Below are 13,455 nucleotides of genomic sequence, written 5' to 3'. Positions count from 1 at the left end.
CACCAACTACGAATACAAGAGGAGGCCGAGCCGCTGTCCAGGCGGCGAGCCAGACCCGATGCGTCTCATTCCCGTGCCCGCTTCCCTGCGTACCCGCCTCATCGTGGCCAGTGTGCTCGTGCAATGCACGATCCTGGCCTTCTTGCTGTTCAATACCTCGCGCATCTGGTCCGAAACGACGGCGGCGTCCACCACGATGCGCGTCGAGGAGCTGGGACGCTTGCTCAATGCGGCGCTGGCGGGCCCGCTCGTCAATCACGATCCGGCAAAAGCATCTGAGCTGATCGACAGCCTGCGCGCACCCGAGGGCATAGACTATCTGGTGCTGTTCGACGCGCAGCGCCATATCGTCGCCAGCCGTGGCTGGGATATCGCGCAGGCACTGCCTCCGGCGACCCCGCTGACGGGGCTTTCCGAGATTCCGCCTATCATCCACGCCCATACCCCCATCCAGTATGGCGGCGAGACGCTGGGCGAACTGCACTTCGGCATCACCACCGGCATCATGCGCGAGGCGATCGACCGGCTCACTTTCCAGAACGCGGTGACTGTCATTGCCGGCATCATCGTGTCGGTGGTGTTGATGGCTGTCCTGGGGCTATGGCTGACCCGGCGCCTGCATCGCCTGATCGGCGCGGCCGAGGCGGCGGCGACGGGCGACTACGCCGCGTTGCCAGAACCTGTCGGCGGCGACGGAGTGGCCCAGCTGACCCACCGTTTCAACGAAATGGCGAATTCGATCCGTGAGCGGGTCGATGCGATGCGGCAGAACGAAGAGAAGTTCCACGCCATAGCCGACTACACCTATTCCACCGAGCTGTGGCTCGATCCTGTGGGCAAGCTGGTGTGGCTCAATGCGTCGGTCACCCGGCTCTCGGGCTACGCCATGGCCGAGTGTATGCGCCTGGGCGATTTCCCTTTGTCGCTGGCGAGCCCCGAGGAGCGGATGCGGCTGACCGAGACGCTCGATCGCGCGTTGGACGAGCGCTCGTCGGTGCAGGATTTCGAGTTCCGCGCGGTCAGGCGCGATGGCAGCCTGTTCTGGGCCTCGGCATCGTGGCAGCCGATCTATGGCAGCGACGGTGTCTACCTCGGTTTGCGCGCGTCGATCCGCGACAACTCCGAACTCAAGGACGATCGTCTCGCGCTACGGAAGGCCGTGATCGAGCTGCGACAGATCCAGGCGCTGGGCCAGAGCTATCTGCAACGCGCCGAAGGCGAGCGCGCCCGCTTGAATGCATTGTTGTCCGCGATGCGCTTTGGCGTGCTGTTCGTCGATCACGACAACCGGGTGATTTTCCACAACCCGGCATTCTGCATGCTGTGGGGTATTGCGCCGGCGGTGTCCATCATCGACAAGCCCATCGGCCAGGTGCTGCAGCATGCGGAGAATCGTCCGGCCATCGGCGACATCGTCGCGCATTATCTGCAGGAATCGGCGCTGGCCGACGAGCGCGTCGATTATGGCGAGCTGATGATGAACGACGGCCGGGTGCTGACGCAGCAGTGCTACCGCGTTGGCGGCGGCAGCGATCGCGGTCGGATGTGGGTGTACGAGGATGTGACGCAGGAGCGCATCCTGGCCGAACGCATGGTCAACCTGGCCGAGCGCGATGCGCTCACCGGCCTGTACAACCGCCACCGTTTCCAGCAGGAACTGGAGCGCATGGTGTCCGAGTCGGATCGGCGGCAGGCGACGATGGCGCTGCTGTTCTTCGATCTGGACGAATTCAAGCATGTGAACGACACCTTCGGCCACGGCATCGGCGACGAGTTGCTCAAGGCCATCGCCCGCGAGATCGGCGGACAGGTGCGTCGCCACGAGGTGCTGTCGCGCCTGGGCGGCGACGAGTTCGCCGTGCTGGTGCCCGACTGCAACGAGTTCGAGGTCGGCAAGCTCGCCGAGCGCATCGTCGCCGGTATTTCGCAGATTCAGTTCAACATCGATGGCCATGTGCTGCGGCCGTCGTCGTCGGTCGGCGTCGCGATGTTCCCACAGCACGCCAATAACGCGGCCGAGCTCGTCGCGCACGCCGATTCGGCGATGTACCAGGCCAAGTCGGCCGGCAAGTCGACCTGGCGGCTGTACCGGCCCGATGCAGATATGTCGCGCAGCGCGCTCACCAGGCTGTCGTGGAAGGACCGTATCGTCGAGGCGCTGGAAAACGATGGCTTCGAGCTGCACTTCCAGGGCATCTACGACGCGAAAACGCGCAAGCTGGCGCACCTGGAGGCGCTGCTGCGGATGAAGGATGTGCAGAATCCGGGCAGCCTCGTGATGCCGGGTCATTTCATTCCGCATGCCGAAAAGACCGGCAAGATCATCGACATTGACCGCTGGGTGATCAAGCGCACGATCGAGCTCCTGGCGCAGCGCCCGGAGGTGTCGATCGCGATCAACGTCTCGGGTCGCTCGTTCGACGAGCCCGAACTGCCGGATTTCATCAGCCGCCTGCTGATGCTGCACCGCGTCGACCCGAGGCGCTTGCTGGTCGAATTGACCGAAACCGCCGCGGTATCCGATCTGTCGGATGCCCAGCGCTTCATCGACGCCTTGCGCGCCACCGGCTGTACCGTCTGTCTCGACGACTTCGGCAGCGGCTTCGCTTCGTTTGCGTATCTGAAGCAGCTCAAGGCCGACATCCTGAAGATCGACGGCTTCTTCGTGCGTGACCTGCCCAATGACCGGGACAGCCAGGTGTTCGTGCGCGGCATGGTCGACATGGCACATGCGATGGACAAGACCACCATTGCCGAATTCGTCGAGAACGAAACCATCTTCAACATGCTGGTCGAATTCGGCATCGACCTGGTACAGGGCTATTACCTCGACAAGCCGCACCGCGATCATCCCGGGCTACTCTCCGCTGACACCCAAGCCTGACAGGGGAACGACATGGCCTTCCAGAATCCCAGTGACGACGAGATCCGCAAGCTGCTGCAGCGCGTGCATCGCATCGCCGTGGTGGGTCTGTCGCCGAATGCGGCGCGGCCGAGCTTTGGCGTATCGCAGTTCATGCAGCGAGCTGGTTATGCCATCGTGCCGGTGCGGCCACGGGTGGCAGAGGTGCTGGGCGAGCCCGCCTATAGCACGCTGGCGGACGTGCCGGGCAAGATCGACCTCGTCAACGTGTTCCGCCGGGCCGAGGAAATCGATGCCGTGGTCGACGAAGCAATCCGCCTGCAATTGCCGGCGATCTGGATCCAGCTTGGTATCGTCAACGAGGCGGCAGCGGCGCGTGCGGCGGCGGCGGGCATCACCGTCGTGATGGATCGCTGTATCAAGATCGAGTATCTGCGCCTGGCAGCATAGGGCGCCTGGGTGCCTTGCCGGCCCATGCCTCGAGCCACGCTGTTCGGCACGCGCCGCTTGTCCCGGCGGCCTGCGGCGTTTAGCCTTGCGGATGACCCCGCTACTCTGAGCAAGCCATGAATTTACGTTTCACCAAGATGCAGGGCCTCGGCAACGATTTCATCGTGCTCGATGGCGTGCGCGCAGCCATCACGCTCGATGCCAAAACCGTGCAAAGGCTCGGCGATCGCCACTTCGGCATCGGCTTCGACCAATTGTTGCTGGTCGAGCCGGCCAGCGATCCGGCGCATGATTTTCGCTACCGCATCTTCAATTCCAGCGGCGAGGAGGTCGAGCATTGTGGCAACGGCGCGCGCTGCTTCCTCAAGTTCGTGCGCGATGCTGGCCTGACGACCAAGAGCGAGCTCGCCGTCGAGACGGCGCGCGGCGTGATCTATCCCAGGCTGGAAGCCAATGGCGAAGTGACCGTCGACATGGGCCCGCCCGAGCTGCTGCCGGCCGAGGTGCCGTTCGTGGCCGATGCCGATGCCGTTGTCCATCCGCTGGACGTGGGCGGCCGCGTGGTCGACATCACCGTGGTGTCGATGGGCAATCCGCATGCGGTGCAGGTGGTCGACGATGTCGATACTGAGCTGGTCCAGACGCTGGGCCCGCTGATCGAGCGCCATGCGCGCTTTCCGCGCAAGGTGAACGCCGGCTTCATGCAGATCGTCGGCCGCGACGAGATCCGGTTGCGTGTTTACGAGCGCGGCGCCGGCGAAACGCTGGCCTGCGGCACGGGCGCGTGCGCGGCGGTGGTCGCCGGCATCCGTCGCGGCCTCTTGGGTGACACCGTGCGCGTGCATACCCGCGGTGGCGATCTCACCATACGCTGGCAGGGCGGCGACGCCCCAGTGCTGATGACGGGGCCGGCGGTCTCCGTTTTCGAAGGCCAGATCCAGATTTGAACCAAGACAAGGAGAACACGATGCAGGCAGACGACATCCTGGGCTGGTTGAAGCAGAACCCGGCGTTCTTCGACGAATACGCCGAAGAGGTGGCCGATATCTACGTGCCGCACTCGCATCGCGGCCAGGCCGTGTCGCTGGCAGAGCGCCAGCTGTTGACGCTGCGCGACAAGAATCGCGCGCTGGAAGGGCGCCTGACCGAGTTGTTGCAGTTCGGCGAGGATAACGACGTGATCTCCGAGCGGCTGCATTGGCTCACCGTCGACCTGATCCAGGCCGAGGATCTGTCCGGCGTGATCGGCACGCTGGAATACCATCTGCGTGAGCGCTTCCATGTGCCGCACGTGGCGATCCGGCTATGGCTGCCGTCCGATTCGAGCCTGCGCGAGTTCGAGCAGGTGGGTGAGAGCGTGGTCAAGCTGGCGCAGAATCTGGTCTCGCCCTATTGCGGCCCCTACGTCACCGACGAGGTGCTGGCCTGGTTCGACGATGCCGGCCCGGCGCTCAAATCGTTCGCCCAGTTCGCGCTGCGCACCGGCGAGGAGCCCTTCGGAGTGCTGGTGCTGGCGAGCGAGGACGAGAACCGCTTCTACCCGGACATGGGCACACTGTATCTGCAGCGGCTCTCGGACATCGTCTCGGCCACCGTGCTGCGGCTTGCCCCGACCACGGCCCGCGTCGAAGTCGAGGAACTGCCGGTCGAGGCGCACGACGAAGCCTGACATGAGCGCGCCGCTCGATCATTTCGCCCGTTACCTCGCCGGCGAGCACACCGCCTCCGCCCACACCCGCAAGGCGTATGGCGATGATCTGGCGCGGCTCGCGCGCTACGCCGGCGACAAGGCGCTCGATGTGCTGACGCCGACCGACGTGCGTGGCTACGTGCGGCAAATGCGCTCAGGGGGCTTGTCGCCCGCCAGCATCGCCCGCGTGCTTTCCGCCTGGCGCACCTTCTACAAGGTGATGCAGCGCGATCTGGGCTGGAGCGCGAGCCCGCTGGCCGGTATCCGGCCACCGAAGCGCGCGCAGCGCCTGCCTGCGGCGATGACGGTCGACGCCACGGCCGCCCTCTTGGACGCCTTGCCCGACGACGACATCCTCGCGTGCCGCGACAAGGCGATCTTCGAGCTGGCGTACTCCTCGGGGCTGCGTGTCTCGGAGCTGGCGAGCGTGACACTGACCGAGCTCGATCTCGATCATGGCCTGGCGCGGGTGACCGGCAAGGGCAACAAGACGCGTATCGTTCCCGTTGGCCGCGTGGCGATCGACGCGCTGCGGCGCTGGCTGCTGCAGCGCCCGCAACTGGCGCGCGATGGCGTGGGGACGGTGTTCGTCGGCAAGACCGGCAACAGCCTGAGCGTCGGCGCGATCGAGGCCCGGTTGCGCACCTGGCGGCAGCGCCTGGGCATCGCCGAGCGGCTGTATCCGCACAAGTTGCGCCATAGCTGCGCCACCCACCTGCTGCAGAGCAGCCACGATCTGCGCGCGGTGCAGGAGCTGCTGGGCCACGCCAATCTCTCGACGACGCAGGTCTATACCCATCTGGACTATATGGCGCTGGCCCAGGCCTACGACCAGTTCCATCCGCGCGCCAAGCGCAAGCCCGACTAGACGCCTTCAGCCGGCGCTGCCAGGCAAGGCCTTGAGCCGTGCCACGGGCGACGCGGCAAGGTAGATGGCCTGCGCGATCAGCAGGGCGCCGGCCACGATGAGGCAGGCGATTTCCCCGCCGACGGCACCCACGACGGTTGCCAGTGCGGCACCCAGCGGCCGGGCGCCGTAGGTGGCCATCGTGTTGATCGCCGAAACCCGCCCCAGCATGGCCAGCGGCGTCACCGCCTGGCGCAGCGTGGTGCCGGCGATGGTCCACAGCACCGAGCCGATGCCGACGAAGAAGAAACTCACGCCAGCCAGCCAGGGGGTCGGCCAGGCCAGCGTCGCCAGGATGGCGAGCGCGGCGCCGACGCCACCCGTCGGGCCGACCAGCAGCTGCACGCGCGGCGACAACCTGCGCCCGAATACCGGCAGCAGCAGTGCCGACAGCAGCATGCCGGCGCCGTAGGCGGCGAGCGTCGTGCCTATGCCACTGGCCGACAGGCCGAGCACGCGTGCGGCGTAGGGCACGTAGACGGTCTGCAATGCGAAATAGCCGATGTTGAAGATCACCGAGGTGATCAAGAGCGGGCGCAGCAACGGCTGGGTGAAGGCGAAGATCGCGCCTTCGCGCAGCTCCAGGCTGAAGTTGCGATGCGTGCTGGCCAGCGGTGCTTCCGGCAGCCGCCACAACGCTCCGGCTGCGCAGACCGACAGCGTTGCGGCCAGCGCGTAGGCCGGCGCCGCGCTCGTCGCGCCGACCAAGAGGCCCGCGAGTGCGGGGCCGCCGGTGAGCGCCAGGCTGCGCACCAGCTCGATGCGGCCGTTGGCGCGTGCCAGGTCCTCGCGCGCGACCAGGGCGGGAATCAGGGCGGGTGTGGCCACGCTATAGGCGACGGCGCCGGCAGTGCCGACGAAAGCCAGCACGGCGAGGGTCCACAGCGTCAACCCGCCATTGAGCACCAGCAGCACGATGACGACGTTGCACGCCGCGCGCGCGAGCTCGCCCGCCGCCATCAGCCGGCGGCGCGAAGTGCGGTCCGCAAGGACGCCCAGTGGAATCGAGAGCAGCAGAAAAGGCAGCGTCTGGGCCAGCTGCAACAGGCCGGTGCCGGTGACATCGCTGCCGAGCGCCAGCACCGCGATCAGTGGCGCGGCAGCAAGGCCGATCTGCTGCGCGCATTGCGCGGCAAGGTTGGAGGCGGCAAGACGGTTGAAGGCGGAAGGCAGGCGTGACATGGATCAGCGTAGCGCGGCGGGAAGCCACAGTGTAACGGCGCCGTCATGGCGCCGCTTCCCACATCTTGCGCAATCGTCGCCGTAATCAGTCCGCGACGTATTCGAACAGGTCGAAGCTCATTTGCTGCTCGACCAGGCGCGTGGCCCGCACTACGCGTTCTCCCTCGGGGGTGAGCAGGATGAGTTCGCGCAGCGGCGCATAGTGCCCCTTGCTCGCCGCGAGCAGGGCGGGCTGGTTCAGCGCGACGATGGCCGGCAGCACCAAGGCAGTATCGAACTGGGCGTCGCTGGCGACATGGGGGCGGACTAGGGCGGCTTCGGCGCACACCGCCAAGACCTGCAACCCCATTTCCAGGGCGCCATCCTCGCACTGTTGCAACCAGCGGATGGCGCCGACCAACCAGCCTGCGCTGCCTTGCTGGCGCAGCGCGACGATGTCGCCCGCGTGCAGCCGGCCGGTGGGCGCGTCGCGCGTGGAGACGGCATAGCCGCCGGGGCTCTCGTTCAGGATGCGCCAGGTAGTGATCTGCGGCAGCGCATCCAGCCCCGCGTGAAGCGCTTGATGGTCGAGGTCGACGCCATTGCTGGTGAGCAGGCTTTGCGCGGCGGCCTTGAGGCCGTGGGCCAACTCGATCTGCGCGTCGGTGTGCATCCGCTGGAACACGCGCTTGGGCGCGATGCTCCATTGTTTGATCAGGCGGCGCATCGTTTCCATCCACAGCATCAGCTTGACGCGGTCTCCCGCCATCGGCGCCTTGGCCTCCAGCCCAGCCAGCGCGCGGTGCAGCTTCTTGCCGAGCTCAACGGTGTCGAGCAGCATGGCCATGCCCTGGTAGTTCTCGACGGCGCGGCTGCCGATGTAATGCGGCGGCTCGTCCACGTCGAGCCGCACCAGGAAGAAACCGGCGGCGCTGGGTTGTTGCGCGGCCACGGGCTGGAAATGGGCGTGTCGGCTGTAGTTGTCGACGGCATCGATCACGCGCGTCAGTTCGGCCGGCGCGAAGCGCATCGGGTCCGCCAGTGACAGCAGCAGCAGCCGCTTGTAGAGCACGCTGATGGTCGGGCCATCGTCGATCCCGCGCGTTTCGTCGAGATGGCGATTTTCCGCAGCGTAGCGGAATAACTGGTGGCTTTCGAACCAGATGCCGTCGGGCAGGGCCATCGAGACCTGGCTGCTGACCTGGTACAGCCGGTAGTACAGGCTGAGGATCTGGTGGATCAGCTGCGGCGCCAGCTTGTTGCCGCCGAACAGGAAGCGCTTTTCCAGGCGCTCGATCAGCGCAATCTTGTAACCGGTGGCGAGCTCCTGCCACAGTCCGCGCACCAGGATGGCTGCCTGGCGTGCCTTGTCCTTCAGCGGAAAGCCGGTGGCGTGGTAGAGCGTCTCGAAACCGGCGGCCAAGAGTTCGAGCGCAGTCTGGTATTCGTCCAGCAGCTTGACCCGTTCCTCGGCATCGACCTCGACCCGGTTACAGCTGGTCATCGCATCGAGGATCTGCCGGCCGGCTTCGAGTGGCGAATTGTTGGGCAGCGCGGCGAGCCAGGTGCGCAGCTCGCGCGGCCGTATCTCGACAAAGCCGGCGAGCTTGGGATCCTTGGGTGGCAATTCAAGCGACAGCAACATCGTTTCCTCTCGCGCCGGCGACGAGCGCGGCGTCCAGTGCGACACGGGCGGCGCCGGCCAACTGGCGCGCCTCGTCGTCGTTCATCGTATAGGGCGGCATCAGATAGACGGTATGGCCGATGGGGCGCAGCAACACGCCCTGTGCCAGTGCCGCGGCGAAGTAGGCTTGAGCGAAACCGGTGGGCGCGTCGGCGACATCGAAGGCCCAGATCATGCCGCGATGGCGGTAGTGACGTACTTGCGGATGGTCGGCCAGCGGCCGGAATAGCGCGTCCCAGCGCTCGGCGCGCGCGCGGTTGGCCTTGATCACGTCGTCGCTATCGAAGATATCGAGCACGGCGAGCGCCGCGGCGCAGGCCAGCGGGTTGCCGGTGTAGGAATGCGAGTGCAGGAAGCCGCGCGTCACATCGTCGTCGTAGAAGGCGGCGTAGACCTCGTCGGTGCTCAGGACGGCCGCCAGCGGCAGGAAGCCGCCGGTGATGCCCTTGGACAGACAGACGAAATCGGGGCGGATGCCGGCCTGCTCAGAGGCGAGGAAGGTGCCGGTACGACCAAAACCGACAGCAATCTCGTCGGCGATCAGGTGCACGCGATGGCGATCGCACAGCGCGCGGGCGCGGGTGAGATAGGCCGGGTCGTACATCACCATGCCGCAGGCACCTTGCACCAGTGGCTCGACGATCAGCGCGGCGATCTCATCGCCGTGCGCGGTGAACAGTGCTTCGAGCCCCGCCGCAGCGCGCTCGGCGACATCGGCAGCGCTCTCGCCAGGCCGCGCGTTGCGAGCATCCGGGCTGGGTGCGGTCAGGCCGGGCTGCAGCAGTGGTGCGTAGGCTTGGCGGAACACCGGCACGTCGGTGACGGCAAGTGCGCCGGCGGTCTCACCGTGATAGCTGCCCGCAAGGTGGACGAAGCGGTGCTTGCCGGGCTCGCCGCGGTTGCGCCAGTAGTGCGCGCTCATCTTCAGCGCGATTTCGGTCGCCGAGGCGCCGTCAGACGCATAGAACGCATGGCCGAGGCCCGTGAGCGCGGCGAGCCGTTCGGACAATTCCACCACCGGGCGGTGGGTGAAGCCGGCGAGCATCGCGTGTTCCAGCGTGTCGAGCTGGGCACGGATCGCGGCCTTGATGCGTGGCTCGCCGTGGCCAAACAGATTGACCCACCAGCTGGAAATGCCGTCCAGATAGCGCTGGCCATCCATATCGACCAGCCAGGCGCCCTCGCCGCTTGCAAGCGGAATCAGCGGCAGACTTTCGTGCCGCTTCATCTGGGTACATGGGTGCCACACGGCAGCGAGGCTGCGGGTGAGCAAGTTGGCGTTGGACATGCGCTAGTCTGACGACATGAGAAGTGGCAACGATTTTGCCAAGTTAAGTCATGTTGCGCTATTGCGACGCATCTTGCCATGGCCGACTAGGCGACACTGGTCGGCTCCGAACGGCGATTTTGGCGGTTCTTTGTCAGCCGTTTGCTGATGAAAAGAAAGCTTGGGCTTGCAGGGTTATCCTGAATGGTCGCCGCCGCAGCACAGGCGCAGCATGGACAGCCTTTATCGGAGAAGCACCATGATCGATCTGCGCAGCGATACCGTGACCCAGCCGACGCCGGCGATGCGCCAGGCGATGCGGGATGCCGCCGTGGGGGATGACTGCTATGGCGATGATCCGACGGTGACCCGGCTGGAGCAGCAGGCTGCGGGCCTGCTGGGCAAGGCGGCGGCGCTGTTCGTGCCCTCCGGCACCTTCGGCAATCAACTGGCGCTGGCAACGCATTGTCAGCCTGGTGACGAGGTCATCCTGGGGGACGATTGCCACATCGTCCAGCACGAGGTCGGCGCAGCCGGGCTGATCAGCGGGGTGCAGTTGCGCACGCTGGAGGGCCGGCTGGGTGTGCTCGATGCCGAAGCCATCCGCCGGCGTATCCGCGTTGGCGACGATATTCATATCCCGCGCACCGGGCTGATCTGCCTGGAAAACGCGCATTCCAACGGCCGGGTGATCCCGCTTGCGGCAATGCGCGATGCCGCTGCCGTGGCACGCGAACACGGCGTGCCACTGCACCTGGATGGTGCGCGGATCTTCAATGCGGCGACGACGCTCGGCGTTGATGCCGCCGAGATTGCGGCCGAGACCGACACGGTGATGTTCTGCCTGTCCAAGGGGCTGGCGGCGCCGGTGGGCTCGTTGCTGGCCGGGCCGGCCGACTTCATCGCGCGCTCGCGCAAACGGCGCAAGCTGCTGGGCGGCGGCCTGCGCCAGGTGGGGGTGCTGGCCGCGCCGGGGCTGATCGCGCTTAACGAGATGCGGCTGCGCCTCGGCGAGGACCACGCCCGTGCCCGCGCGCTGGCGGCGCGCCTGGCCGCGTTGCCCGGCATCGCGCTCGACCCGGAGAGCGTCCAAATCAATATGGTGTGGTTTCGATTCACCGAGGTCATCGACGAAGCGGCGTTGATGGCGGCCCTGGCCGCGGCCGGCATCAAGGCCAATCCGCCCGAGCACGGCTGGATGCGGCTGGTGACGCACTGGCAGATCGATGATGCGGCCATCGAGCGGGTGGTCGCTGTGCTCTCTGGAGCGCTGCATCGCTGAAATTGGCCTTGGGGTCTGGCGCGCAGGCGTCTAGCTTGAATATGCCAATTCCATGGAGGGCAACGAAATGATAGATATTCTCGTAGCGATCGTCGTCGGCGCGCTGATCGGCTGGATCGCCAGCAAGGTCATGGGGACCGACAGCCAGCAGGGAGCGATCGCCAATATCATTGTCGGCATCGTCGGCTCGGCGCTGGGTTCCTGGTTGTTCGGTTCGGTGCTCGGCTTTGGCGGCGCCAGCGCGGCCGGCGGATTTTCGATCGCCGGTCTCGTCTTCGGTGTGCTCGGTGCCGTGGTGCTGATCTTCATCCTCAAGCTGCTCAAGGTGTTCAAATAGCCGGCACTCGGTTCGGCTTTCAAATCGGCGGCCGGGTTGCTACCATTGCGCGTTTGAATCTGGGGTGCCCGGCCAATGTATAAGTGCTTGTTTTCCCTGATGCTTGTTGCCAGCGTTGCCCAGGCAGGGCGCATCCTGCCGCCACAGGGCACGTATGGCGAGCTGTCCGTCTATAGCCCGGCTACCCGCGAAGCCAAGATCGACGACAAGAAATACACGCTGGCGCCGGGTCTGCGCGTGCTTAGCACGCAAAATACCCTGCTGATGCCGGCTGCCATTCCGCAAAAGGCGTATGTCTGGTACCAGATCGAGACCAGCACCGGTTTCCTGTGGCGGATGTGGATCCTCACCGAGGCCGAATACCAGCAGTACAAGCACATGGCCAAGCCGACGCCCACGCCGACCCCCACGCCCGCGCCGACCCCGACGCCCACTCCCAGCAATTGATCGTTAGCCATGAGCAAGAAAGTATTTATCAAGACCTTCGGCTGCCAGATGAACGAGTACGACTCGGACAAGATGGTGGATCTGTTGAACGCGACCGAAGGACTGATCAAGACCGATGATCCGGCCGAGGCCGACGTCATCCTGTTCAACACCTGCAGCGTGCGTGAAAAGGCGCAGGAAAAGGTGTTCTCCGACCTGGGCCGGGTGCGCGAGCTCAAGCTGGCCAACCCCAACCTGGTGATCGGTGTCGGTGGTTGCGTCGCCTCGCAGGAGGGTGATGCCATCGTCAAGCGCGCGCCCTACGTGGACGTGGTATTCGGTCCGCAAACGTTGCACCGATTACCCGAGCTGATCGCCAGGAAGCGTGCGACCGGTTCCGCCCAGGTCGATATCTCCTTCCCGGAGATCGAGAAGTTCGACCACCTGCCGCCCGCGCGCGTCGAAGGCGCCACTGCCTTCGTCTCGATCATGGAAGGCTGCTCCAAGTTCTGCAGCTTCTGCATCGTGCCCTACACCCGCGGCCAGGAAGTGAGCCGCCCGTTCGAGGATGTGCTGGCCGAAGTCGCGGGCCTGGCGCAGCAGGGCGTGAAGGAAGTGACGCTCCTGGGTCAGAATGTGAACGCCTATCGCGGCCGCATCCTTGATGGCGAGGACGACGACATCGCCGATTTCGCGATGCTGCTCGAATACGTGCACGAAATGCCCGGAATCGAGCGTATCCGCTACACCACCAGCCATCCGCGTGAGATGACGCAGCGCATCGTCGATTGCTACCGTACGCTGCCCAAGCTGGTGTCGCACCTGCACCTGCCGGTGCAAAGCGGCTCGGATCGCACCCTCGTCAACATGAAGCGTGGCTACACCTCGCTCGAGTACAAGAGCCTGGTGCGCAAGCTGCGTGATGCGCGGCCGGACATCTGCCTCTCAAGTGATTTCATCGTCGGTTTCCCCGGCGAGAGCGACGACGATTTCGAGCGCACGATGAAGTTGATCGAGGATGTGCGGTTCGACGCCAGCTTCAGCTTCATCTACAGCGAGCGCCCCGGCACGCCGGCGGCCGACCTGAAAGACGACGTGTCGGCCGCGGTGAAATCGGCCCGGCTGATGCGTTTGCAAAAGCGCATCGACGAGCTCGCGAGCGAGGTGAATCGTTCGATGGTCGGCACCGTGCAGCGCGTGCTGATCGAAGGCCATGCGCGCAAGAACGCCGAGGAGCTGGCCGGGCGTACCGACAACAACCGCATTGTCAATTTCGCCGGCCCCGCCCGGCTGATCGGCCAGTTTGCCGAAGTGATCGTCACCGAAGCCTTGCCGCACAGCCTGCGCGGCGAGATCCTGACCCGCGAAACCGTCACCCACTGAGGAAC

Annotated in this window: 12 protein-coding genes; 9 read left to right on the top strand and 3 right to left on the bottom strand. The window is 65.6% G+C overall.

The genetic code is table 11. The features are described 5' to 3' along the window. The first annotated feature begins 58 nt into the window (after positions 1–58). The 5 genes from NLI84_RS04775 (at position 59) to NLI84_RS04755 (ending at position 5,871) form a co-directional block, all read left to right on the top strand. The gene (locus NLI84_RS04775) at positions 59–2,884 is read left to right on the top strand and encodes an EAL domain-containing protein (RefSeq protein WP_255988545.1); all 2,826 of its coding nucleotides are present in this window, start codon (positions 59–61) and stop codon (positions 2,882–2,884) included. A gap of 12 nt (positions 2,885–2,896) precedes the next feature. Continuing rightward, positions 2,897–3,313 (top strand): CoA-binding protein, encoded by a 417-nt coding sequence (locus NLI84_RS04770; protein WP_255988544.1) that lies wholly within the window; start codon positions 2,897–2,899, stop codon positions 3,311–3,313. A 116-nt stretch (positions 3,314–3,429) separates the two neighbouring features. Further along, a complete protein-coding gene (dapF, locus tag NLI84_RS04765) occupies positions 3,430–4,260 on the top strand; it encodes a diaminopimelate epimerase (protein ID WP_255988543.1) in 831 nt (276 codons plus the stop codon). Between the two features lie 20 nt (positions 4,261–4,280). Then, positions 4,281–4,982 (top strand): DUF484 family protein, encoded by a 702-nt coding sequence (locus NLI84_RS04760; protein WP_255988542.1) that lies wholly within the window; start codon positions 4,281–4,283, stop codon positions 4,980–4,982. A gap of 1 nt (position 4,983) precedes the next feature. Then, on the top strand, positions 4,984–5,871 hold the full coding sequence (locus NLI84_RS04755) for a tyrosine recombinase XerC (protein ID WP_255988541.1): 888 nt from the start codon (positions 4,984–4,986) through the stop codon (positions 5,869–5,871). A 6-nt stretch (positions 5,872–5,877) separates the two neighbouring features. Here NLI84_RS04755 and NLI84_RS04750 read toward each other — a convergent pair whose 3' ends face one another. The 3 genes from NLI84_RS04750 to NLI84_RS04740 all read right to left on the bottom strand — a co-directional run bounded on the left by NLI84_RS04750 (position 5,878) and on the right by NLI84_RS04740 (position 10,043). Further along, positions 5,878–7,092 (bottom strand): MFS transporter, encoded by a 1,215-nt coding sequence (locus NLI84_RS04750; RefSeq protein ID WP_255988540.1) that lies wholly within the window; start codon positions 7,090–7,092, stop codon positions 5,878–5,880. An 85-nt stretch (positions 7,093–7,177) separates the two neighbouring features. Next, positions 7,178–8,761 (bottom strand): cyclic-di-GMP receptor FimW-related protein, encoded by a 1,584-nt coding sequence (locus tag NLI84_RS04745; protein WP_255988539.1) that lies wholly within the window; start codon positions 8,759–8,761, stop codon positions 7,178–7,180. Continuing rightward, positions 8,700–10,043 carry an adenosylmethionine--8-amino-7-oxononanoate transaminase gene (locus NLI84_RS04740; RefSeq protein WP_255988538.1) on the bottom strand — a complete coding sequence of 448 codons (1,344 nt, stop codon included), beginning with the start codon at positions 10,041–10,043 and terminating at the stop codon, positions 8,700–8,702. The genes NLI84_RS04745 and NLI84_RS04740 overlap by 62 nt, the downstream gene beginning before the upstream one ends. A 238-nt stretch (positions 10,044–10,281) precedes the next feature. On the opposite strand from NLI84_RS04740, the gene NLI84_RS04735 reads away from it, so the two are divergent. The 4 genes from NLI84_RS04735 (at position 10,282) to miaB (ending at position 13,450) form a co-directional block, all read left to right on the top strand. Further along, positions 10,282–11,304: a threonine aldolase family protein gene (locus NLI84_RS04735; RefSeq protein ID WP_255988537.1), complete on the top strand. Its 1,023-nt coding sequence runs from the start codon at positions 10,282–10,284 to the stop codon at positions 11,302–11,304. A gap of 67 nt (positions 11,305–11,371) precedes the next feature. Then, a complete protein-coding gene (locus NLI84_RS04730) occupies positions 11,372–11,641 on the top strand; it encodes a GlsB/YeaQ/YmgE family stress response membrane protein (RefSeq protein WP_255988536.1) in 270 nt (89 codons plus the stop codon). A gap of 75 nt (positions 11,642–11,716) precedes the next feature. After that, positions 11,717–12,088 carry a hypothetical protein gene (locus tag NLI84_RS04725; RefSeq protein WP_255988534.1) on the top strand — a complete coding sequence of 124 codons (372 nt, stop codon included), beginning with the start codon at positions 11,717–11,719 and terminating at the stop codon, positions 12,086–12,088. A gap of 9 nt (positions 12,089–12,097) precedes the next feature. Next, a complete protein-coding gene (gene miaB / locus NLI84_RS04720) occupies positions 12,098–13,450 on the top strand; it encodes a tRNA (N6-isopentenyl adenosine(37)-C2)-methylthiotransferase MiaB (RefSeq protein ID WP_255988532.1) in 1,353 nt (450 codons plus the stop codon). The last annotated feature ends 5 nt before the right edge of the window (positions 13,451–13,455 follow it).

The sequence above is a fragment of the Chitinolyticbacter albus genome (assembly GCF_024437655.1).
GTDB classification, from domain to species: Bacteria; Pseudomonadota; Gammaproteobacteria; order Burkholderiales; family Chitinibacteraceae; genus Chitinolyticbacter; species Chitinolyticbacter albus.
This window is presented reverse-complemented; position numbering and strand designations above follow the sequence as displayed.

Coding starts and splice junctions, on each gene's coding strand:
- NLI84_RS04755 (WP_255988541.1), top strand. CDS start 4,984: ATGAGCGCGCCGCTCGATCATTTCGCCCGTTACCTCGCCGGCGAGCAC.
- NLI84_RS04770 (WP_255988544.1), top strand. CDS start 2,897: ATGGCCTTCCAGAATCCCAGTGACGACGAGATCCGCAAGCTGCTGCAG.
- NLI84_RS04735 (WP_255988537.1), top strand. CDS start 10,282: ATGATCGATCTGCGCAGCGATACCGTGACCCAGCCGACGCCGGCGATG.
- dapF (WP_255988543.1), top strand. CDS start 3,430: ATGAATTTACGTTTCACCAAGATGCAGGGCCTCGGCAACGATTTCATC.
- miaB (WP_255988532.1), top strand. CDS start 12,098: ATGAGCAAGAAAGTATTTATCAAGACCTTCGGCTGCCAGATGAACGAG.
- NLI84_RS04730 (WP_255988536.1), top strand. CDS start 11,372: ATGATAGATATTCTCGTAGCGATCGTCGTCGGCGCGCTGATCGGCTGG.
- NLI84_RS04775 (WP_255988545.1), top strand. CDS start 59: ATGCGTCTCATTCCCGTGCCCGCTTCCCTGCGTACCCGCCTCATCGTG.
- NLI84_RS04740 (WP_255988538.1), bottom strand. CDS start 10,043: ATGTCCAACGCCAACTTGCTCACCCGCAGCCTCGCTGCCGTGTGGCAC.
- NLI84_RS04725 (WP_255988534.1), top strand. CDS start 11,717: ATGTATAAGTGCTTGTTTTCCCTGATGCTTGTTGCCAGCGTTGCCCAG.
- NLI84_RS04750 (WP_255988540.1), bottom strand. CDS start 7,092: ATGTCACGCCTGCCTTCCGCCTTCAACCGTCTTGCCGCCTCCAACCTT.
- NLI84_RS04760 (WP_255988542.1), top strand. CDS start 4,281: ATGCAGGCAGACGACATCCTGGGCTGGTTGAAGCAGAACCCGGCGTTC.